This window comes from Brucella sp. (assembly GCF_032066345.1).
GTDB classification, from domain to species: Bacteria; Pseudomonadota; Alphaproteobacteria; order Rhizobiales; family Rhizobiaceae; genus Brucella; species Brucella pseudogrignonensis.
Map to the genome: position 1 here is coordinate 193962 of NZ_DAMBKZ010000008.1, position 19893 is coordinate 213854.

Sequence of the window (19893 nt, forward strand, 5' to 3'; positions counted from 1 at the left end):
GATCAGAGGCCTTGGTCAGTCCCTCGCACCGGCTCTTCCTTATCGATCAGGGGCGAGGGTGATGCAAATGCCAGAAGTTTGTCATAGTCGATAATTTTAACGGCTGATGCCTGCACGCTCACACCATGTGCGCCAAGGTTGGCAAAGCTGCGCGACAGGTTCTCTGGCGTCATGCCGAGATAGGCCGCCAGGATGCGTTTTTCATAAGGAATGGTAACGACATCCGTTCCGTTATTGGCGAGCGATTCCTTAACGATCCAGTTGGCTAACCGCTGTACACTATTGCGTAATTTCTGCGTCTTCAGCTCTTTTACAAGCCGTCGGTAAGACCGTGCCAGCTCGAAAACGATAGCCTGCATGAAGCCTGAATCTTCGCTCATCATGGAGCGAACGAGCGATGACGGGATCATCAAGACGCGCGCGGCGGTCAATGTATGTGCGCTTTGCAAACACACATCATTGTTTAACGACGCAGCCAGGATGAAAACATCACCTGAGCGCAGAACTTCCAGTGCCGTTTCACCTTCTTCGGAGCGGGCAGACATAAGCACCAGTCCATCGAGCACGACAAAGAGAAAATCAGACGGCTGGTTTTCTTCAATCAAGGTGGTTCGCGGCGGAAAGGATTGCGCAAAGCTGGGAGCTATGAGGAACTCAAAAGTCTTATCCCGCATTCCAAGAAAGAGCGGAAGCGTCTTTAGAACCAGGATATCCTCATCGCGCATTAAAACCTTACCTTTCATCTCTAGTTTTATTATAGCAAAAGTCTTGATAAATATCAATCATCAAGTATTATTTTATCAATTGTGTCATAAAACTAAATCTATTTTCAGCATATGATGACTATTAACTACAAAAACCCTTGATTGATTATCAAATATTGATCCTAATCAATGTATTCAACAGACAGACGCCGCATAAGTGCAAACGAAACCTTCCATGGTATTCAATTCGGAGTACGCCTATGCCACACGTCCCGGGGGCTTCCCACCGTAAGCAGACTACTGCTCTGACGATGAGCACGATTGCCTTTACAGTCTGCTTCGCCGTTTGGACCATTTTCGCAATCATTGGCATACAGATCCGCGCTGATCTCGGTCTGAGTGAAACGCAGTTCGGCTTGCTGGTTGGCACGCCGATCCTTACGGGATCGCTGATCCGTGTCATTCTCGGCATTTGGGCTGACCGCTACGGCGGACGCGCGATTTTTACGCTGACCATGCTGATCTCAGCTGTCGCCACCTATTTCCTGACCTATGCAACGACCTATCCTCAGATGCTGATTGCAGCGCTGGGTGTTGGTGTTGCGGGCGGTTCATTCTCGGTTGGCGTTGCTTATGTCTCGCGCTGGTATCCGCCGGAAAAGCAGGGCACGACCCTTGGTATTTTTGGCGCCGGTAATGTCGGTTCGGCCGTCACGAAATTTTTCGCACCAATGGTCATGGTTGCGCTTGGATGGCATGCGGTTGCCGAAATCTGGGCAGCGGCGATGGTCGTCATGGCGCTGATCTTCTATTTTACCACCAGCGATGATCCGGTTCAGCTTGAGCGCAAGCGCACGGGTGAAAAGCCCGTCAGCACGCTTCTGGAACTCGAACCGCTCAAGAATATTCAGGTCTGGCGCTTCTCACTCTATTACTTCTTTGTTTTTGGTGCGTTCGTAGCGCTGGCGCTATGGCTGCCGCAATATCTGATCCATGTTTATGGCGTCGATATTCGCTATGCGGGTATGATCGCAGCTTTTTTCTCTATCCCGGCAAGTCTGTTCCGCGCCTATGGCGGTCATCTGTCTGACGTTTATGGTGCGCGCAAGGTCATGTACTGGACCTTCCTCGTTGCTCTCGTCGCCACCTTCATTCTCTCTTACCCACCAACGGAATACATCATCCAGAGCGATAATGGTCCGCTGCGTTTCACGGCAGAAATGGGCGTGGTCGGCTTCACGGTTTCCGTTTTTATCCTCGGTTTCTTCATGGCGCTGGGCAAGGCTGCGGTCTTCAAGCACATCCCGGTTTATTATCCCGATAATGTTGGCGCGGTCGGCGGTCTCGTCGGCATGATCGGTGGCCTCGGCGGCTTCATCCTGCCAATCCTGTTTGGTGTTCTGCTTGATCTCACAGGTCTATGGACAAGCTGCTTCATGCTGCTGTTCGTCATCGTCGCAGTCTCGTTTGCCTGGATGCATGTTTCGATCCGCCAGATGGAACGCGCAGCACAGGGCAAGGCAACGGAGGAACTTCCAGCTTTTGCAGAACTGCAGGGCTTGAAAAAGGCTGAAATCAAGCCCGCCCGCAAGAGCGATGCCGTGCTGACTGAATGGGAACCGGAAGACAAGACCTTCTGGGAACAGAAAGGCAAGCATATTGCCAAGCGCAATCTCTGGCTTTCTATTCCAGCGCTCTTGCTGTCATTTGCGATCTGGCAGGTCTGGTCGGTGGTTGTTGCAAAGCTGCCGCTGGTTGGCTTCAAGTTCACCACGGACGAGTTGTTCTGGCTTGCAGCACTTCCCGGCATTTCGGGCGCAACGCTGCGCATCTTCTATTCTTTCATGGTGCCGATTTTCGGCGGTCGTCTCTGGACCACACTGACCACCTGGTCACTGGTTATCCCGGCCATAGGCATTGGCTATGCGGTGCAAAATCCGAATACGCCTTACTTCGTGTTCCTGCTGCTCGCTCTGTTCTGCGGTTTTGGTGGCGGCAACTTCGCCTCCTCCATGTCAAACATTTCCTTCTTCTTTCCCAAGGCGGAAAAAGGCAATGCGGCAGCCCTCAATGCAGGCCTCGGCAATCTAGGTGTCAGTGTCGTACAGTTTGTCGTTCCGCTGGTTATTACCGCTGGCATCTTCGGCAAGCTTGGTGGCGATCCGGCTTTTGTGGCCACCGAGACTGGCAGCTCGCCGCTCTGGTTGCAGAATGCTGGCTTCTTCTTTGTGCCTTTCATCGTGATCACTGCCTTTGCCAACTGGTTCGGCATGAATGATATCGCATCGGCAAAGGCATCCTTTGCGGATCAGGCCGTCATTTTCCGCCGCAAGCATAACTGGCTGATGTGCTGGCTCTATACCGGTACATTCGGCTCCTTCATTGGTTATTCGGCTGGCTTCCCGCTCCTGACCAACATTCTGTTCCCGGAAGTTAATGCGCTGCATTACGCATTCCTTGGACCTTTGGTCGGCGCACTATCGCGTTCGGGCTCGGGCTGGCTTGCCGATAAATATGGCGGCGGACGCGTAACCATCTGGGCTTTCGTCCTTATGATGATCGGCGTGAGCGGCGTGCTCTGGTTCGTCGGCATCAAAGATCAGCCCTATGCATTCAGCGGCTTCTTCGCTTCCTTCGTTCTGCTGTTCTTCGCAACAGGTATCGGCAATGCCTCCACCTTCCAGATGATCCCGGCGATCATGTCGAAGGAAATGGACCGCCTGATGCCCAAGGCAAGCGCTGAAGAACGTCGTCTGGAAGCCAGCAAGGAATCCGCTGCCATCACCGGTTTCACATCGGCCATTGCTGCTTTTGGTGCCTTCTTCATTCCGAAAGGCTACGGCACGTCCATCAGTATGACGGGCGGACCGGAAGCAGCTCTGTGGGCATTCCTGATCTTCTATGTGAGCTGCCTCATCATCACCTGGGCCGTCTACACCCGAAAAGGTGGCCTCCTCTATGACGTCGAGCACAATCGCAAACCTGCGACCGCTGCTGCCTGACCACAAAGGCAGCGCGGGGAAGGCGGAAAGCTGCTTTCCATCCGCGCCTGCCACTTAATGAATGGATTGAGAGGACAATATTATGAGCCTACTCCTCGACCGGCTAAACTTTCTTGCCAGAAAGAATGTGGACACCTTTTCCGAAGGGCATGGTGTTACCACGGTTGAAAACCGTGACTGGGAAGATGCCTATCGCAAGCGCTGGCAGCATGACAAAATTGTCCGCTCAACCCATGGAGTGAACTGCACTGGGTCTTGCTCATGGAAGATCTATGTCAAGGGCGGCATCATCACCTGGGAGACCCAGCAGACCGATTATCCGCGGACCCGCGCTGATCTGCCCAATCATGAGCCACGCGGCTGCCCGCGTGGTGCAAGCTACAGCTGGTATATTTATTCGGCCAATCGCGTGAAATATCCGCTGATCCGTTCGCGTCTGCTCAAGCTTTGGCGCAAGGAACGTGCGGTGAAGACCCCGATCGGTGCATGGGCTGCGATCCAGCAGGATCCGGCAAAGCGCTCCGATTATATGAAGGTGCGTGGCCTTGGCGGTTTCGTCCGTGCGACCTGGGATGAAGTCAACGAAATCATCGCAGCCGCCAACGCCTATACAGCCAAGACCTATGGCCCTGACCGCGTGATCGGCTTCTCGCCGATCCCCGCCATGTCGATGGTGTCTTATGCAGCCGGCTCACGTTATCTGTCGCTGCTTGGTGGCGTCTGCATGTCGTTTTATGACTGGTATTGCGATTTGCCGCCTGCCTCGCCGATGACATGGGGCGAACAGACAGACGTTCCTGAATCCGCTGACTGGTATAATGCTGGCTTCCTGATGCTCTGGGGTTCAAACGTTCCGCAGACCCGCACACCTGATGCGCATTTTTACACCGAAGCCCGTTATAAGGGCGCAAAATCGGTCGTGGTGTCACCGGATTACTCGGAAGCCGCCAAATTCTCCGATCTGTGGTTGCATCCGAAACAGGGCACAGATGCTGCACTTGCCATGGCGATTGGCCATGTCATTTTGCGCGAGTTCCATCTTGATCGACAGGTGGAGTATTTTGAGGACTATTGCCGCAAATACACTGACTTCCCAATGCTGGTTCGTCTCAGCAAAAAGGACGGTCATTATGTGCCGGACCGCTTCATCCGCGCTTCCGACTTTGTCGATACACTTGGCGAAAGCAACAATCCGGACTGGAAGACGGTGGCCTTCGACAAGAAGACTGCATCTTACGTCGCTCCCGGTGGTTCTATCGGCTATCGCTGGGGTGAAGACGGCAAGTGGAATCTGGAAGAAAAAGACGGCAAAGGCCACGATGTTGAGCTGGCAAAGAGCTTCATCGACAAGGGTGATCACGATGCGGTTGCCGATGTGGCGTTTCCTTATTTCGGCAATCGAGAACACGATTTCTTTGAAGGTACCGATCATGACAGCATTCTGGTGCGCAAGGTGCCAGCCCGAAAGGTAAAGCTTGCAGACGGTGACACGATGGTCGCCACCGTTTTCGATCTCTTCGCGGCCAATTATGGTCTTGATCGTGGTCTTGGCGACAAGAACTCGGCGAAAGCTTTTGATGAAGGCCTGCCTTACACGCCTGCCTGGGCTGAAAAGATCACCGGCGTTCCGCAGGATCAGATCATCGCTGTTGCGCGCGAATTTGCTCATAATGCAGAGAAGACCAAGGGACGCTCCATGGTCATTCTGGGTGCAGGTCTCAATCACTGGTACCACATGGATATGAGCTATCGCGGCATCATCAACATGCTGGTGATGTGCGGCTGCATCGGTCAGTCGGGCGGCGGTTGGAGCCATTATGTCGGACAGGAAAAACTGCGTCCGCAGACCGGCTGGACAGCGCTTGCCTTCGCACTCGACTGGAACCGTCCACCCCGCCATATGAACTCGACGTCATTCTTCTACGCGCATACCGATCAGTGGCGCTACGAGACGGTTAAGGTCAATGACATCCTGTCGCCAACCGCACCGGAAGGTTCATGGGACGGTACATTCCACGATTATAATATCCGCGCTGAACGTATGGGCTGGCTGCCGTCGGCACCGCAATTGCAAACCAACCCGCTTGAAGTATCCAAGCAGGCGGCGGCATCGGGCAAAGAGGCCAAGGATTTTGTTGCTGAAGCGCTCAAATCCGGCAGTCTCAACATGTCCTGTGAGGACCCCGACAATGAGGCAAACTGGCCGCGCAACATGTTTGTCTGGCGTTCCAATCTGTTGGGTTCGTCGGGTAAAGGCCACGAGTATTTCCTCAAGCATCTGCTCGGGACATCGAACGGCCTGCTCGGCAAGGATCTCGGTCCGGAAGGCGCGCAGGAATCTCAGGAAGCCGTCTGGCACGATCAGGCACCGGAAGGGAAGCTCGATCTGCTGGTGACACTGGATTTCCGCATGTCCACGACTTGCGTTTATTCGGACATCGTTCTGCCGACTGCCACCTGGTACGAGAAGAACGATCTCAACACCTCCGACATGCATCCCTTCATTCATCCACTTTCAAGTGCTGCTGATCCTGCATGGGAAGCACGCAGCGACTGGGAAATCTTCAAAGGCATCGCCAAGAAATTCTCGGATGTGGCACCCGAAGTGCTGGGTGTTGAGAAGGATGTGGTTCTCGTTCCGACCCTTCACGATACGGCTGGTGAACTCTCGCAGCCGTTTGACGTGAAGGACTGGAAGAAAGGCGAAGTCGAACCGATCCCCGGCAAGACCATGCCAAATATTGTTGTGGTCGAGCGTGATTATCCGAACCTCTACAAGCGTTATACATCGGTTGGTCCATTGCTTGAAAAGCTCGGCAATGGCGGCAAGGGCATCGGTTGGAACACCGATCACGAGGTAGAGCTTCTCGGCAAGCTCAACGGCAAGGTTCATGAGCCTGGTGCTACCGAAGGTCGCCCGCGTATCATGACTGACATTGATGCAACGGAAGTCATTCTGTCGCTTGCCCCCGAAACTAATGGCGAAGTGGCGGTGAAGGCCTGGGAAGCGCTGTCGAAGTTCACCGGACGCGATCACAGCCATCTGGCGATACCGAAGGAAGACGAGAAAATTCGCTTCCGCGATATCGTGGCACAGCCGCGCAAGATCATCTCATCGCCGACATGGTCCGGTCTTGAATCGGAAAGTGTGTGCTACAATGCTGGCTATACCAATGTGCATGAACTGATCCCATGGCGCACGCTGACAGGCCGTCAGCAGCTTTATCAGGATCATTTGTGGATGCGCGCTTTCGGTGAAGGCTTCTGCGTCTATCGTCCGCCAATCGACACCAAGACGGTCAATCCTGCCATTCGTGAAAAGGCAGACGGTCAACCGCATCTCGTGCTGAACTTCATTACGCCGCACCAGAAATGGGGCATCCACTCGACCTATTCCGACAACCTTTTGATGCTTACGCTCAATCGTGGTGGTCCGGTCGTCTGGATTTCGGAGCCGGATGCGAAGAAGGCAGGTCTGGTCGATAATGACTGGGTGGAAGTTTACAACGCAAACGGTGCTATCGTGGCGCGTGCGGTTGTGTCTCAGCGCATGAAGGACGGCACGATCTTCATGTATCACGCACAGGAAAAGATCGTGAATACGCCTGGATCGCCTCTGACGGGGCAGCGCGGCGGCATTCATAACTCGGTCACGCGCATCATCACCAAACCAACCCACATGATCGGCGGTTATGCCCATCAGTCCTATGGCTTCAACTATTACGGCACCGTCGGTGCAAACCGCGACGAATTTGTCGTGGTGCGCAAACTGGACAAGGTCGACTGGATGGAAGGTCCGCTCGACGAAAGCAAAGCGACATTGCCCCAGACACCAGTGGCAAAGGAGGCAGCAGAATGAAAATCCGCGCGCAAATTGGCATGGTGCTCAATCTCGACAAGTGCATCGGCTGCCACACCTGCTCTGTGACGTGCAAAAACGTCTGGACCAGCCGTGAAGGCGTTGAATATGCCTGGTTCAACAATGTTGAAACCAAGCCCGGTATTGGTTTCCCGAAAGAGTGGGAAAACCAGAAGAAGTGGAATGGCGGCTGGGTCCGCAAGAAGAACGGCAAGATCGAACCCAAGATGGGTGCGAAATGGCGCATTCTTGCTAAAATCTTTGCCAATCCAGATCTGCCTGAAATCGACGACTATTATGAGCCGTTCGACTACGATTATGGGCATTTGCAGACGGCAGGCGAAAGCAGGACTATGCCGACCGCCCGTCCACGCTCGCTGATTTCCGGCGAACGCATGGAGAAGATCGAATGGGGTCCGAACTGGGAAGAAATTCTCGGTGGCGAATTCGCCAAACGGTCGAAGGACTACAATTTCGAGGGCGTGGAAAAGGAAATCTACGGCCAGTTCGAAAACACCTTCATGATGTATCTGCCTCGCCTCTGCGAGCACTGCCTCAACCCGACCTGTGTTGCAGCCTGTCCTTCGGGTGCAATTTACAAGCGCGAGGATGATGGCATTGTTCTGATCGATCAGGAAAAATGCCGCGGCTGGCGCATGTGCGTCTCCGGCTGCCCTTACAAAAAGATCTATTACAACTGGAGTTCCGGCAAGTCCGAGAAGTGCATTTTCTGTTATCCGCGTATTGAAGCAGGCCAGCCAACTGTCTGCTCGGAAACCTGTGTCGGTCGCATCCGCTATCTCGGTGTTATTCTTTATGATGCCGACCGGATTTCGGAAGCAGCATCAACCGCCAACGAGCAGGATCTCTACGAAGAACAGCTTAGCATCTTCCTCGACCCGAACGATCCGAAAGTGATTGAACAGGCGCGCAAGGATGGTGTGCCGGATGCATGGCTGGAAGCTGCCAAGCATTCCCCGGTCTACAAGATGGCCATGGAATGGAAGATCGCATTCCCGCTGCATCCTGAATATCGCACGCTGCCAATGGTCTGGTATGTGCCACCGCTTTCGCCGCTTCAGTCGGCTGCTGCTGCGGGCAAGCTTGGCATGGATGGTCCGCTGCCGGATGTTCGCTCGATGCGTATTCCGGTCCGTTATCTCGCCAATCTTCTGACCGCTGGTAAGGAAGAGCCGGTTATCTCGGCGCTTGAACGCATGTTGGCCATGCGCTCCTACATGCGCACCAAAACCATTGATGGCGTCATTGATGAAGCAATTGCTGATCGCGTCGGCATGAGTAGCGGCATGATCGAGGAAATGTATCAGCTGATGGCAATTGCCAATTATGAGGATCGTTTCGTCATCCCAACAACGCATCGCGAAGTCACAGAAGATGCCTATGATCTGCATGGTTCCTGTGGCTTCACCTTTGGCAATGGCTGCTCGGGTGGTTCTTCCACGGAAGACCTATTCGGTGCCAAGCGTCAGAAGGTCGTGCAGACACCGACCGACATTTTCAGGGAGCAGGCATAATGAACAAGGCTCTGAAAATCATATCGCTTCTGCTGTCCTATCCTTCGAAGGATGTGCAGTCTGGACGGGAGGAACTGAAAGCTGCTGTCGCCAGCGACCCAAGTCTTTCGCCCGGAATCCAGAAGCTACTCGACAATCTGATCGATGATCTTTGCAAAGGCGATCTCTATGAGGCGCAGGAGCGTTATGTGCATCTTTTTGATCGCACCCGCGCGCTGTCGCTGCATCTGTTTGAGCATGTGCATGGCGAAAGCCGCGATCGCGGTCAGGCAATGGTCGATCTTTTGAAGATGTATGAGGAAAATGGCTTCGACATTGATGCCAAGGAACTACCGGATTATCTGCCGCTGTTTTTTGAATTTTTGTCGACGCGTTCGCCGGAAGAAATCCACGATCTGCTGGCGCAGACTGCACACATCACCACAGCCATCGGCGAACGCCTGCGCAAGCGGCGCTCGATCTATGCTAATGCGTTTGCTGCACTTTCGCATCTTGGCCGCGTGAAGCCCGATGAGAAGCTGTTGGGTGAATTGCTGCGCCAGGAAGAGGATGATCCCGACGATCTGGCCGCTCTCGACCGCATCTGGGAGGAAGAAGCCGTAACATTTGGCAGTTCTAATGCTGGCGAAAACGCCTGCGGTCCGGACCGGTTGCGTATGCAGGTGCGTGCTGCACGCCGTAATCCGGCGGCATCGTCAAACCCCAGCCAAATCTAGGAGACGGATGATGGCTAGTCATATCAATACGTTCCTGTTCGGGATTTATCCCTATATTGCGCTGAGCGTTTTGGCACTCGGTTCAATCTTCCGCTATGACCGCGAGCCCTATACATGGCGCTCCGGTTCCAGCCAGCTTTTGCGCCGCAAACAGCTGATGTGGGGCTCGGTACTGTTTCATCTCGGTGTGCTTGTGATTTTCGCCGGGCATTTTGTCGGGTTGCTTACGCCAATCTGGGTATTTGATACGCTCGGCATCAGCCATGAAGCCAAGCAGATACTCGCCATTGTGGCCGGTGGCGTTGCAGGTGTCATGGCAATTATCGGCGCCACGCTTCTCGTGCATCGTCGCCTGTTTGACCCGCGTATTCGCGCGTCATCGCGTCCGACTGACACGCTCATCATTATTCTGCTCTGGATTCAGCTGCTGCTGGGGCTTGCGACCATTCCGGTATCGCTACAGCATCTGGATGGCCATGAAATGGTGAAATTCATGAGCTGGGCACAGGGTATTTTCACTTTCAACTCGCAGGCTTCAAGCTACGTTGCCGATGCATCGCTTATCTTCAAGCTGCATATCGGTTTGGGTCTGACAATCCTGCTGCTGTTCCCGTTTACACGTCTCGTTCATATGCTGAGCGCACCTGTGCGTTATATCTGGCGTCCCGGTTATCAGGTTGTGCGCAAGCGCAATAATAGCCGGGCACCATCCCATGCTCGCGTTCAGAACAACTTTCGGGCGGAGCAGAACTGATGGCGACACTCTTTGAAAGCAAACAGCCGAAAGCACATGACCATAAGCATTCAGGCGGGCATGGTAGCTATTCCACATACCAGGAGCCGGATACACGCATACCGCCAAAGCCGCGCCCGATCTTTGATGCGGTTTCGGTAAACGGCGTTGCGATTGCCGAAAGCGACATTCTGACGGAGGCACAAAATCACCCGGCAGAAAACCCGGGAGCAGCCTTGCTTGCAGCCGCTCGCGCCCTTGCAGTCCGAGAGTTGCTTTTGCAGCGCGCAAGAGAAGTTGGCATTACCCCAGAACGTGAGAAAGATGCCGAAGGGCGTCCTGAAACCGACGACGATGCGCTGGTACGCATGGTCATCGATCAGGAAGTTGAAGTGCCTTCTGCATCAAGCGATGAATGTTTGCGCTTTTATGAGAAAAACCGGCAGCGTTTCACCAGCTCGCCTTTGCTTCAAGCAAGCCACATTCTGATTGCTGCCGACCCAGCTGATCAGCAGGCGCGCGAAAAGGCACGCGGCACGGCATCGTTCCTGGCGACTTCCATTCTGGCTGAACCGGCAACATTTGCGGCGATGGCGCACGAATATTCCGCCTGCCCTTCAGCTGCACAGGGTGGCAGCCTTGGGCAATTGTCGCGAGGCAGTACCGTGCCGGAGTTTGAGCGTGCGCTTGATCGTCTTGCACCCGGTGAAATCACAGCGGCACCAATTGAAAGCCGCTTTGGCTTTCACATTATCAAGCTCGATCATCGTGTCGATGGCGAGGTGTTGCCATTCGATTTTGTGGCTGAGCGCATCGCGGGCTGGCTTGAAGCGTCCACCTGGTCGAAAGCTGTTTCGCAATATATTGCTATTTTGGCCGCAGAGGCAGAGATTACCGGTATCGACCTTTTGTCCGGTGAGGAAGAAAGCAAATGACCACACAGCCGATTCTTGCAGCAATTCTGGCCGAGAAAGACGTGGCGGTCGATCCGCTGTTGGCGTCGGTTGCTGCGAGGGCCGGAGAACGTGGCTTGAAGGTCGCGGGTTTTTTGCAACACCGTGGCCCCGATACCGACGAATGCTGCCGGGAAATTGTTATTGAACGGATTGGCAGCGGCAATCGGCAAATTATCTCGCAACCGCTCGGCACCGGCTCGCGCGGTTGCAGGCTCGATCCGGCAGCACTTGCAGATGTGGCAGGATCGTTGCGTGCCGAAATCGAAGCCGGAGCAGATCTGCTGATCCTCAACCGTTTTGGCAAAGGCGAAACGGAAGGTCAGGGGTTTCGGACCGTTATCGAGCTGGCCTATGCAAAGCAGATACCCGTGCTGACAGTCGTGCGCGAAACCTATGTTGAGGGCTGGAACGAGTTCGCAGGCGATTTCGGTGTTTTGCTTGCACCGGACCAGACGGTTCTCGCAGACTGGCTTGAAACCATTACCCCGCTTAGAGCGCTGTCGGCAGCAAGCTGATTTTATCAGCTATGCATAACCGATGCAGTTTTGTGTCGGCTGACCCAGGCGGCACCGATGCCGCCATGTAGAAAACCGTTGGAAAGCGGAATGGTCGGGTAAATCGCCTGCAATCGGGCAAGGCCTTCTTCCGTGTCGATACGTTCATGCAGCACGTCGTGGTGAACCTTTGCGACAGCAACCATGTCACAATCCTGTGGCGAAAGCCTGAAACGTGCAACACCCACTGCCTTCAGCTCGGGTATGTCTTCAATGAGTGCCTGACAGGTATGCGACAGCGTTTGCACACCGTTCAAGGCAAGGAACGACTGGCTATCGAGTGTTTTGACTGGCAGACCGTCCGGCTCCTCGGCACAAACAAACTGACAATTGTCCTTGATGTGTCCTTTTGAGCGTGCGTGGGCGCAGCGCGCTGAAATGGCGAGTGGTATGCGGCCGAAAGTGAAGATTTCGAAGGCAACATCTGGCGCTCCCTTGATGATTTCACGGATTGAAGCCAACGGTAGTTCCGGTGGCAGACAGATGGATTGTGCGCCGCGAGCGGCCAGAACTTTGGCAGTGGCAGCGTTGTAAACATTGACCAATGGGCCAACCATATGCGGCTTGCCAGCCAGCAGGCCCAGCGCGGAGAGATCATTGGCTTCGACCGGAAAAAGCGATTGTTGGGCGGTCTGCCGAACATGCTTTGCCTCGCGTTCAAGCATGACAAGCGCGAGTGAGCCAAGGCTGATTGTCTTGCCTGCCTGTTGTAAGCGCTCGATCACATCCCCCATGTATGGATCGATGAAATGAAAGCGCTTGGAACAAACAATTTCGCCAAGCGTGACATGGTCGACCGGTGCTTCATCGGCTATGCGGTAGTAGAAATCGCGCCATTTCGGACCGTCCCAGAGAAAGAGAACAGGTCCAAGGCTGAGGCTGGGATTAAAGCTTGGATCGGACATGGCTATCTCCAGCGCTTTTCATAGGCACCCGATGTGGTCTGCTGACCCTCACTCAATGCGCGTAGTCGTGAAAGCAGTGCGACCCGCTTTTCGGGTCCGGCTGCAAGAGTTTGACGGAGCGTTGAAACAACTTCAGCAACATAGGCTTTCCCACGTTGCCGCCCTTCGATTTTCAGAGCTGAAACGCCGGCTGCACGGAGTTCGTCTATGTGGTTCATCACATCGAGAGATACAGGATCTTCAAATGCATAACCTTCTTCATCGCCGATGTTGAAACGCCCTTTGCAAAGGGTTGGATAGCCTGCTGCTTCGCCTGCCGGGAAGCGGTTGATGGTGTAATCGCCAAGTTCTGAAACCAGTTCTGAACCGTCGTGGCGATAACGCACATGGCTTGCAGGCGAGCAGACCCCATTCATGTTGGGTGACTTTCCGGTGGCGTAAGACGACAGCGAGCAGCGGCCTTCGGCCATGACGCACAAACCGCCAAAGACGAAAACTTCCATTTCGCAGGCGATCTTCCGTCCAAGCTTTGCAATATCAGGGATTGTCAGCACGCGTGGCAGCACCACACGTTTTGCCTTGAAAGCATCGATCAGAAAGCTGATTGCATCGGCATTGGAAGCAGATGCCTGCACTGAAACATGCAGTCGCTGTTGCGGGTGGCGTTCTGCCGTGTAGGCCATCAGCCCAAAATCCGCGAGGATCACGGCATCGGCACCCAATGCCGAGGCATCGTCAACGGCTTGGTACCAGATATGCTCGTCACCTGCACGCATGAAGGTGTTGATCGCAACGAAGACCTGCGTCCGACGGGCATGGGCGAAATTGATTGCTTCCCGTAGCTCTTCACGGCTGAAATTGAGGCCCGGAAAATTGCGTGCGTTGGTTTCATCACGAAAGCCGCAATAGACTGCATCGGCTCCGGCCTGCACGGCTTCGCGAAGTGCGGAAGGTGTTCCGGCAGGACAGATCAGTTCCATGAAGGGGTATCCTCTTTTGTGTCTGCAGCGAGCGCTTTGTCGCGCACAAAGCCTGCAATGGTTCGCACCACCGGGGCGAATGGCCCTGCGCCGCGTCCAAGATCAGCTGGCAGGTCAACATTGCAATCGTCCAGCGCATTGCGCAGGGCCAGCATGGCCTCCATGTCGCCGGTCACAGTGATGTCGCGCGAGAAAAACAGGGCGTCGCCATCAAGTTTGCCCTCCAGAAGAGCGAGCAGCATGACGAGCGGGCCTTCGATTGCGGCATCGGTTTTAAAGTCGTCTTTGTTGCGCAGTACCGAAATACGGGGGGCACCGGGTTCAACCAGAAAGGCGAAAGGGAGATCGGATAGCCGGAAGCCAAATCGTTTGTTGACGTGCTCGCCCAGCCGCTCAAACAGGCCGGGATGCGCACGGATAACCTGAAAGAAAACACGAGAAACAAGCGGCTTGAGCAGAAATGGCGGAACAAACCGAACCGGAGCGACCACGGCAGGCGGAATTTTCATCATGACTTTGCTCCAGACACTTCTATGCGCACCAGCTTACGACGTCTTCTCAAGGACTAGGCGATTCAAGCCTGTAAGAGTTTGATCTGGATCAAAGACGGCAGAAGAATTGCGTATTCAAAGTGAGACATGAAAAATGCATCCCCTCTGCCTTCTTCCTACGGCGATCTACAGAGCTTCGTATCGGAGCTCGAACGACGCGGCGATCTCGTCCGCATCCAACATCCAGTTTCGCTGCTTCATGAAATCACGGAAATTCATAAACGCGTTCTGGAAGCTGATGGGCCAGCTTTGCTGTTTGAAAATCCGGTCGATGCTGAAGGCAAAGTGCAATCCATCCCGTTGCTTGCCAATCTGTTCGGTGCTGAACGACGGATTGCATGGGGGCTTGGTCGCAGTCCGGAAGAGCTGCCTGATTTAGCCAATCTGCTGGCAGAGTTGAGAGCGCCGACGCCGCCGCGTTCAGCAGGCGAAATCTGGGGCAAGCTGCCTCTGGCAAAAGCAGCGCTGGCAATGCGACCACGGCGTGTCAGCCGTGCGCCGGTGCATGAAATCACATGCGAGGGAGACGCCATTGATCTGGACGCGTTGCCGATACAATGGTGCTGGCCCGGAGAGCCTGCTCCGCTGGTGACTTGGCCTTTGGTCATCACTTGTGCGCCTGACGATCCATCCGACATCAATGTCGGTATTTACCGGATGCAGAAGCTCGGGCGAGACAGGCTGGTCATGCGCTGGCTGGCACATCGGGGTGGGGCGCGGCATCATCGCATGTGGCAGAAGGTCGGGAAGGATATGCCTGTTGCTGTTGCTATCGGTGCGGATCCAGCGACCATTCTTGCAGCTGTCATGCCTTTGCCTGAAGGGATGAGCGAGCTTGCATTTTCGGGTCTTTTGTCGGGGCGAAGGCCCGTAATCACAGACGCGCGCACTGTGCCAATCAACGTCCCTGCTAATGCGGAAATTGTGCTTGAAGGTTTTGTATCGGCAACCGAAACCGCGCCGGAAGGCCCTTATGGGGATCACACTGGTTATTATAACAGTGTGGAAGATTTTCCGGTGATGCGTCTCAGCGCGATCACAATGCGCAAGAACCCGATTTATCTTTCCACTTACACCGGGCGTCCGCCTGATGAACCTTCAAAGCTCGGCGAGGTGATGAACAAGCTGTTTGTGCCGGTCGTGCGCAAACAATTTCCCGAGATCACTGACCTTTGGCTGCCAGCTGCGGCATGTTCTTATCGCGCAATGGTGGTCGCCATCGACAAGCGATATCCGGGGCAAGCGCGCAGGGTGATGATGGGGCTTTGGTCAATGTTGCCACAGTTCAGCTACACCAAGCTTATCATTGCCGTCGATCCCGATATAAATGTGCGCAATTGGGATGATGTGCTCTGGGCGCTATCGACACGCTTCGACGCGAGCCGAGATTTGATTACGCTTGATCATACACCGGTGGATTATCTTGATTTCGCTTCACCGCGTTCAGGGCTTGGCGGAAAGCTCGGACTTGATGCAACCAACAAGATCGGTGCGGAAACCGATCGCGAATGGGGTGCTGTCCTTTCCATGAATGCAGAGACCATTGCGCGGGTGGACGCAATGTGGGGCGAATTGGGAATCGACAGGGAGAGCAGACAGTGAAGCGGATTGTCGTGGGAGTTTCAGGTGCGTCCGGGTCGGTCATTTCACTGAAAATACTTGAGTGCCTGAACAAGATGCAGTCCGTTGAAACGCATCTTGTCATATCACAAGCCGCTGAGCGGACTTTGCGCTATGAGCTGGGCCCGAACGGCTATTCAATGCTGCATAGGCTGGCAGAAAAGACCTATTCGATTGAGGATGTGGGAGCAGCCATTGCCAGCGGATCTGTGCCGACGGCTGGAATGATTGTTGCACCTTGTTCCATGCGCACTTTAGCGTCGATAGCCAATGGCTTCAGCGATAGTCTGCTAACGCGCGCTGCCGACGTGCAGCTCAAAGAGCGGCGTAAGCTGCTGCTGATCACCCGCGAAACACCACTGCATCTGGTCCATTTGCGCAATATGTGTACGGTCACCGAGATGGGCGCAATCGTGATGCCGCCAGTGCCTGCCTTTTATCTGCACCCGCAGACGGTAGATGAAATTGCCCATCAGATCGCAGCGCGAGCCATTGATCTGATGGGGATTGGTGAGCAACAGGCCGAAAGCTGGAGCGGCTCAGTTTAGTTTCGGATGCCGGTCAACGAGCGCCTGACGGCGTTGCTGCAGCTCCTCGATCTGCTGTTCGAGCGAGAGAATTTCATCATCGAGCTTATCGACGCGTTCTTCGATATGGGAATAGGCTTCCTTGAGCAGCAGTTTGGCTTCCGTTTTGTTTGAGGCACTTGGCGTGTCGCCACGCAACGGTTTGTTGGCCGTCTCAGGAAGGAAGAATGCTGTGATGAGACCCACGATGGCTGCGCACATTAGATAGTAAGCAGGCAGATAAAGATTATCAGTTGCCTCGACAAGCCATGCGGCAACAGTCGGGGTCAGTCCCGCCACGATAATTGAAATATTAAAGGCGGCAGCAAGAGCGCTATAGCGAATACGCGCCGGAAACAGTGCTGGCAGTGTCGATGCCATGATGCCTGTGAGGCAGTTGAGCAAAATCGCCAATATCAGCAAGCCAGCAAAAATAGTCGCAATGTTTCCACTGGCAACAAGGTGGAAGGCCGGCACGGCAAACAACAATAGGCCCACACTGCCGATAATCAGGAAAGGCCTGCGGCCAAACCGGTCGCTGAGGAAGCCGACGACGGGCTGCACGAACAGCATACCGATCATCACGACAATGATAATCAGCACACCGTGATCTTCGGAATAGCCCAGGCTCTGGGAAAGATAGGTCGGCATATAGGTAAGCAGCATGTAATAGGTGACGTTTGTCACCAGAACCATGCCAATACAGACGCTCAATGCACGCCAGTATTTGCTGACGATTTCCTTGAAGGACACCATCGGCCGGTCTTCAATCGCATCACGGTCTTCTTTTTCCAATGCCGCAAGCTGTTGTGTGAATGCGGGTGTTTCTTCAGCCGCATGGCGAAGATAAAGTCCGATCAGCCCGAGCGGAGCGGCAAGGTAGAATGGAATGCGCCAGCCCCAGTCCAAGAAGGCGTCTTCACCAACCATGGTGCTGAGGAAAACAACGAGACCCGCACCCAGCACAAAACCGGCTATCGAGCCAAAGTCCAGCCAGCTGCCCAGGAAGCCGCGACGCCTGTCGGGAGCATATTCGGCGACGAAGATCGCAGCACCGGTATATTCGCCGCCTACGGAAAAGCCCTGTGCCAGCTTGCAAAGCAGCAAAAGGATAGGCGCCCAGATACCGATAGTGGCATAGGAGGGGATCAGGCCGATACAGAATGTACTGGCAGCCATGATGATAATTGTAAGTGAGAGAACTTTTTGTCGACCGAAACGGTCGCCCATTACGCCGAAAAACAAGCCACCCAGAGGGCGCACCAGAAACGGCACGGAGAATGTGGCAAGCGCTGCAATTGTCTGAATGCCCGGGGCTGCATTCGGGAAGAATACCTGGCCCAATGCATAGGCCACGAAGCCGTAAACGCCGAAATCGAACCATTCCATCGCGTTGCCCAAGGCCGCAGCGGTAATGGCCTTCTTGAGCTTGGTGTTATCGATGACCTTGATGTCGTGAATTTGTAATGGTGTAGCCTGAGATGAGCTGCCTGCAGCATCGCTTTGCGCCATTCGCCACCGCCTTTTTGCGTTTTGTTATAATATCCCACGCAACAGAATAGCGGCCCCGCATTTAGAACATGCATTGACCACTCTACTGTTAAGTGAATTTGAGCGAGTAACTAGTTGGCGTCGGGTTTGGTTCCGATAAAGCGTATAAATAGTCGGCAAAGAAGGCCTATGCTGGCCCGAGCATGATGAAAGTTTCGCTTTTGCTGACGCCCTGAAGTGAGCGTATCGTCGAAATCACTTCGTTAAGCTCGGAGATGGTCGAGACTTCCAGCTCGGCGATCACATCCCAGATGCCGTTAGTGTTAAAAACGCCCGTGAGGCCTGGAACGCGTTTGATTGCGCTGATTGTTGCCTTCAGTGACGAGCCTGACATTTCGATGAGCATGAAGGCACGGATCTGATCTTTGCCGATATCGTCACGGACACGGACAGTGAAGCCTTTGATGTCGCCATTCGCAATCATGCGGTCGAGGCGTTTTTGTGCGGTGGCGCGTGCAACGCCTAAAAGCTCTGCAAGCTGTGGAACAGAAGCCCGGCCATTAATGCGAAGCTCCGTGATCAGTCTCTTGTCCAGCTCATCCATCGATACGGCTTCCTTAAAAGTAAGTTATGCTGACGATATCGTCACTATTTTATAAAAATAATCACTTTATATTCTTTTTTGTCAATCTAATTGCAGATAATGATTTTGGCCAAGGGGAGTGCATAAGCGGCTCTTAAAATGCTGCAAGCGATAGGAGCGCTGCGCAAATCCCTGTTGAGGCCGGTTACAAGGCTATCAAAATAGCGTCAACAGCTCCGCCTGGGGCTTTCGTAGGGAACTCTGATAATGAAAATGGCGAGACTTTTTTCCACAGCGCTTATAGCACTTGGCATCTCACTATCCGCCCATGCAGCTAAGGCTGATGATCTGGAAAAAATTCAAAAGAACGGCAAGATGACGATTGCGCTTTCGGGCGTCTTCCCTCCGTTCAGTTTTGTCGATGAATCCAACAAAGTTGTTGGCTTCGACGTTGATATCGGTTCTGAAATCGCACGCCGTCTGAAGGCTGAGCCTGAAATCGTCACCACTGCCTGGGATGGCATCATTGCGGGCCTCGTTACCGGCCGCTTTGATACAATCGTCGGCTCGATGGGCATCACCGAAGAACGCAAAAAAGCAATCGACTTCGTTGGACCTTACTATCGTTCCGGTCTTGGCCTGTTCCTGCGTAAAGGCGACAGCGTCAAGTCGCTCGACGAACTCGACGGCAAGACAATTGGTGTGACGCTTGGCGAAACCTCTGAAAAGTGGGTTCGCGAGCAGAACAAGTATGAAGTCCGCACCTATAAGGGCCTGCCGGAAATGCTTCTCGACCTCGGTTCGGGCCGCATCGACGCGGTGATTGCAGACGACGTGCCTGTTCTGGTTGCCATTTCCAAGAGTAATGCGCCGATCGAGCAGATCAAGGATGACAAGCTTCCGCGCTATGACATTGGCATTGCTGTTCGCAAGAACAATCCGGAACTTCGCGACGCTATGCAGAAGGCGCTCGACGATATGATGGCTGATGGCACTTACAAGACCATTTCCGAAAAGTGGATTGGCGCGGATATCCGTTAATCCGGTTGTTTCGGGTCAGGGCAGCATAATTTGCTGCCCTGCCTCAAACACGGAAGCGGCATGAGTGAAAATCTACAGCCGCATTTTCTGTTTTACG

The 19893-nt window shown here is 54.1% G+C and carries 16 protein-coding genes; 10 read left to right on the forward strand and 6 right to left on the reverse strand.

Features of this window, described 5'->3' with window-relative positions; translation table 11 throughout:
* Positions 1-2: 2 nt before the first annotated feature.
* Positions 3-725: a cyclic nucleotide-binding domain-containing protein gene (locus RT142_RS12570; RefSeq protein WP_313028933.1), complete on the reverse strand. Its 723-nt coding sequence runs from the start codon at positions 723-725 to the stop codon at positions 3-5.
* A gap of 239 nt (positions 726-964) precedes the next feature.
* Here RT142_RS12570 and RT142_RS12575 point away from each other — a divergent pair, with 239 nt between their 5' ends.
* The 7 genes from RT142_RS12575 (at position 965) to RT142_RS12605 (ending at position 12020) form a co-directional block, all read left to right on the forward strand.
* Positions 965-3706 carry an MFS transporter gene (locus tag RT142_RS12575; protein WP_313028935.1) on the forward strand — a complete coding sequence of 914 codons (2742 nt, stop codon included), beginning with the start codon at positions 965-967 and terminating at the stop codon, positions 3704-3706.
* A gap of 82 nt (positions 3707-3788) precedes the next feature.
* On the forward strand, positions 3789-7565 hold the full coding sequence (locus tag RT142_RS12580) for a nitrate reductase subunit alpha (RefSeq protein ID WP_313028937.1): 3777 nt from the start codon (positions 3789-3791) through the stop codon (positions 7563-7565).
* The gene (gene narH / locus RT142_RS12585; RefSeq protein ID WP_313028939.1) at positions 7562-9100 is read left to right on the forward strand and encodes a nitrate reductase subunit beta; all 1539 of its coding nucleotides are present in this window, start codon (positions 7562-7564) and stop codon (positions 9098-9100) included. The genes RT142_RS12580 and narH overlap by 4 nt, the downstream gene beginning before the upstream one ends.
* Complete coding sequence (gene narJ / locus RT142_RS12590) at positions 9100-9816, forward strand: nitrate reductase molybdenum cofactor assembly chaperone (protein WP_313028940.1); 717 nt, start codon at positions 9100-9102, stop codon at positions 9814-9816. Before narH ends, narJ begins: the two co-directional genes overlap by 1 nt.
* A 10-nt stretch (positions 9817-9826) precedes the next feature.
* The gene (narI, locus tag RT142_RS12595) at positions 9827-10570 is read left to right on the forward strand and encodes a respiratory nitrate reductase subunit gamma (protein WP_007877591.1); all 744 of its coding nucleotides are present in this window, start codon (positions 9827-9829) and stop codon (positions 10568-10570) included.
* Positions 10570-11484 (forward strand): peptidylprolyl isomerase, encoded by a 915-nt coding sequence (locus RT142_RS12600; RefSeq protein ID WP_094544231.1) that lies wholly within the window; start codon positions 10570-10572, stop codon positions 11482-11484. Before narI ends, RT142_RS12600 begins: the two co-directional genes overlap by 1 nt.
* Positions 11481-12020, forward strand: coding sequence for a DUF2478 domain-containing protein (locus RT142_RS12605; RefSeq protein ID WP_094544230.1), 540 nt, complete (start codon positions 11481-11483; stop codon positions 12018-12020). The genes RT142_RS12600 and RT142_RS12605 overlap by 4 nt, the downstream gene beginning before the upstream one ends.
* A gap of 5 nt (positions 12021-12025) precedes the next feature.
* Here the strand turns inward: RT142_RS12605 and RT142_RS12610 are convergent, their stop codons facing one another.
* Genes RT142_RS12610 through RT142_RS12620 form a run of 3 tightly spaced genes read right to left on the reverse strand, consistent with a single transcriptional unit; the run spans position 12026 to position 14456 of the window.
* Positions 12026-12964, reverse strand: a complete 939-nt coding sequence (locus tag RT142_RS12610; protein WP_113486235.1) for a U32 family peptidase — start codon at positions 12962-12964, stop codon at positions 12026-12028.
* Between the two features lie 2 nt (positions 12965-12966).
* Entirely contained in the window at positions 12967-13944 is a 978-nt protein-coding gene (locus tag RT142_RS12615) for a peptidase U32 family protein (protein ID WP_064321282.1), read from the reverse strand.
* The gene (locus tag RT142_RS12620) at positions 13935-14456 is read right to left on the reverse strand and encodes an SCP2 domain-containing protein (RefSeq protein WP_113486233.1); all 522 of its coding nucleotides are present in this window, start codon (positions 14454-14456) and stop codon (positions 13935-13937) included. Before RT142_RS12620 ends, RT142_RS12615 begins: the two co-directional genes overlap by 10 nt.
* Positions 14457-14582: 126 nt before the next feature.
* On the opposite strand from RT142_RS12620, the gene RT142_RS12625 reads away from it, so the two are divergent.
* A complete protein-coding gene (locus tag RT142_RS12625; RefSeq protein WP_313028952.1) occupies positions 14583-16097 on the forward strand; it encodes a UbiD family decarboxylase in 1515 nt (504 codons plus the stop codon).
* Positions 16094-16663, forward strand: coding sequence for a UbiX family flavin prenyltransferase (locus tag RT142_RS12630; protein WP_313028953.1), 570 nt, complete (start codon positions 16094-16096; stop codon positions 16661-16663). Before RT142_RS12625 ends, RT142_RS12630 begins: the two co-directional genes overlap by 4 nt.
* Here the strand turns inward: RT142_RS12630 and proP are convergent.
* Both proP and RT142_RS12640 read right to left on the reverse strand, forming a co-directional pair.
* Complete coding sequence (gene proP / locus RT142_RS12635; RefSeq protein ID WP_007877604.1) at positions 16655-18193, reverse strand: glycine betaine/L-proline transporter ProP; 1539 nt, start codon at positions 18191-18193, stop codon at positions 16655-16657. The genes RT142_RS12630 and proP overlap by 9 nt on opposite strands.
* Before the next feature lie 166 nt (positions 18194-18359).
* Positions 18360-18776: an Lrp/AsnC family transcriptional regulator gene (locus RT142_RS12640; RefSeq protein WP_007877606.1), complete on the reverse strand. Its 417-nt coding sequence runs from the start codon at positions 18774-18776 to the stop codon at positions 18360-18362.
* A 252-nt stretch (positions 18777-19028) separates the two neighbouring features.
* On the opposite strand from RT142_RS12640, the gene RT142_RS12645 reads away from it, so the two are divergent.
* Positions 19029-19796 carry a transporter substrate-binding domain-containing protein gene (locus tag RT142_RS12645; protein ID WP_039860371.1) on the forward strand — a complete coding sequence of 256 codons (768 nt, stop codon included), beginning with the start codon at positions 19029-19031 and terminating at the stop codon, positions 19794-19796.
* Positions 19797-19893: the final 97 nt, after the last annotated feature.

Bases quoted from the DNA above. Each gene is read 5' to 3' on its own strand.
- RT142_RS12570 (WP_313028933.1), bottom strand. From the start codon at position 725: ATGCGCGATGAGGATATCCTGGTTCTAAAGACGCTTCCGCTCTTTCTT.
- RT142_RS12575 (WP_313028935.1), top strand. From the start codon at position 965: ATGCCACACGTCCCGGGGGCTTCCCACCGTAAGCAGACTACTGCTCTG.
- RT142_RS12580 (WP_313028937.1), top strand. From the start codon at position 3,789: ATGAGCCTACTCCTCGACCGGCTAAACTTTCTTGCCAGAAAGAATGTG.
- narH (WP_313028939.1), top strand. From the start codon at position 7,562: ATGAAAATCCGCGCGCAAATTGGCATGGTGCTCAATCTCGACAAGTGC.
- narJ (WP_313028940.1), top strand. From the start codon at position 9,100: ATGAACAAGGCTCTGAAAATCATATCGCTTCTGCTGTCCTATCCTTCG.
- narI (WP_007877591.1), top strand. From the start codon at position 9,827: ATGGCTAGTCATATCAATACGTTCCTGTTCGGGATTTATCCCTATATT.
- RT142_RS12600 (WP_094544231.1), top strand. From the start codon at position 10,570: ATGGCGACACTCTTTGAAAGCAAACAGCCGAAAGCACATGACCATAAG.
- RT142_RS12605 (WP_094544230.1), top strand. From the start codon at position 11,481: ATGACCACACAGCCGATTCTTGCAGCAATTCTGGCCGAGAAAGACGTG.
- RT142_RS12610 (WP_113486235.1), bottom strand. From the start codon at position 12,964: ATGTCCGATCCAAGCTTTAATCCCAGCCTCAGCCTTGGACCTGTTCTC.
- RT142_RS12615 (WP_064321282.1), bottom strand. From the start codon at position 13,944: ATGGAACTGATCTGTCCTGCCGGAACACCTTCCGCACTTCGCGAAGCC.
- RT142_RS12620 (WP_113486233.1), bottom strand. From the start codon at position 14,456: ATGATGAAAATTCCGCCTGCCGTGGTCGCTCCGGTTCGGTTTGTTCCG.
- RT142_RS12625 (WP_313028952.1), top strand. From the start codon at position 14,583: ATGAAAAATGCATCCCCTCTGCCTTCTTCCTACGGCGATCTACAGAGC.
- proP (WP_007877604.1), bottom strand. From the start codon at position 18,193: ATGGCGCAAAGCGATGCTGCAGGCAGCTCATCTCAGGCTACACCATTA.
- RT142_RS12640 (WP_007877606.1), bottom strand. From the start codon at position 18,776: ATGGATGAGCTGGACAAGAGACTGATCACGGAGCTTCGCATTAATGGC.
- RT142_RS12645 (WP_039860371.1), top strand. From the start codon at position 19,029: ATGGCGAGACTTTTTTCCACAGCGCTTATAGCACTTGGCATCTCACTA.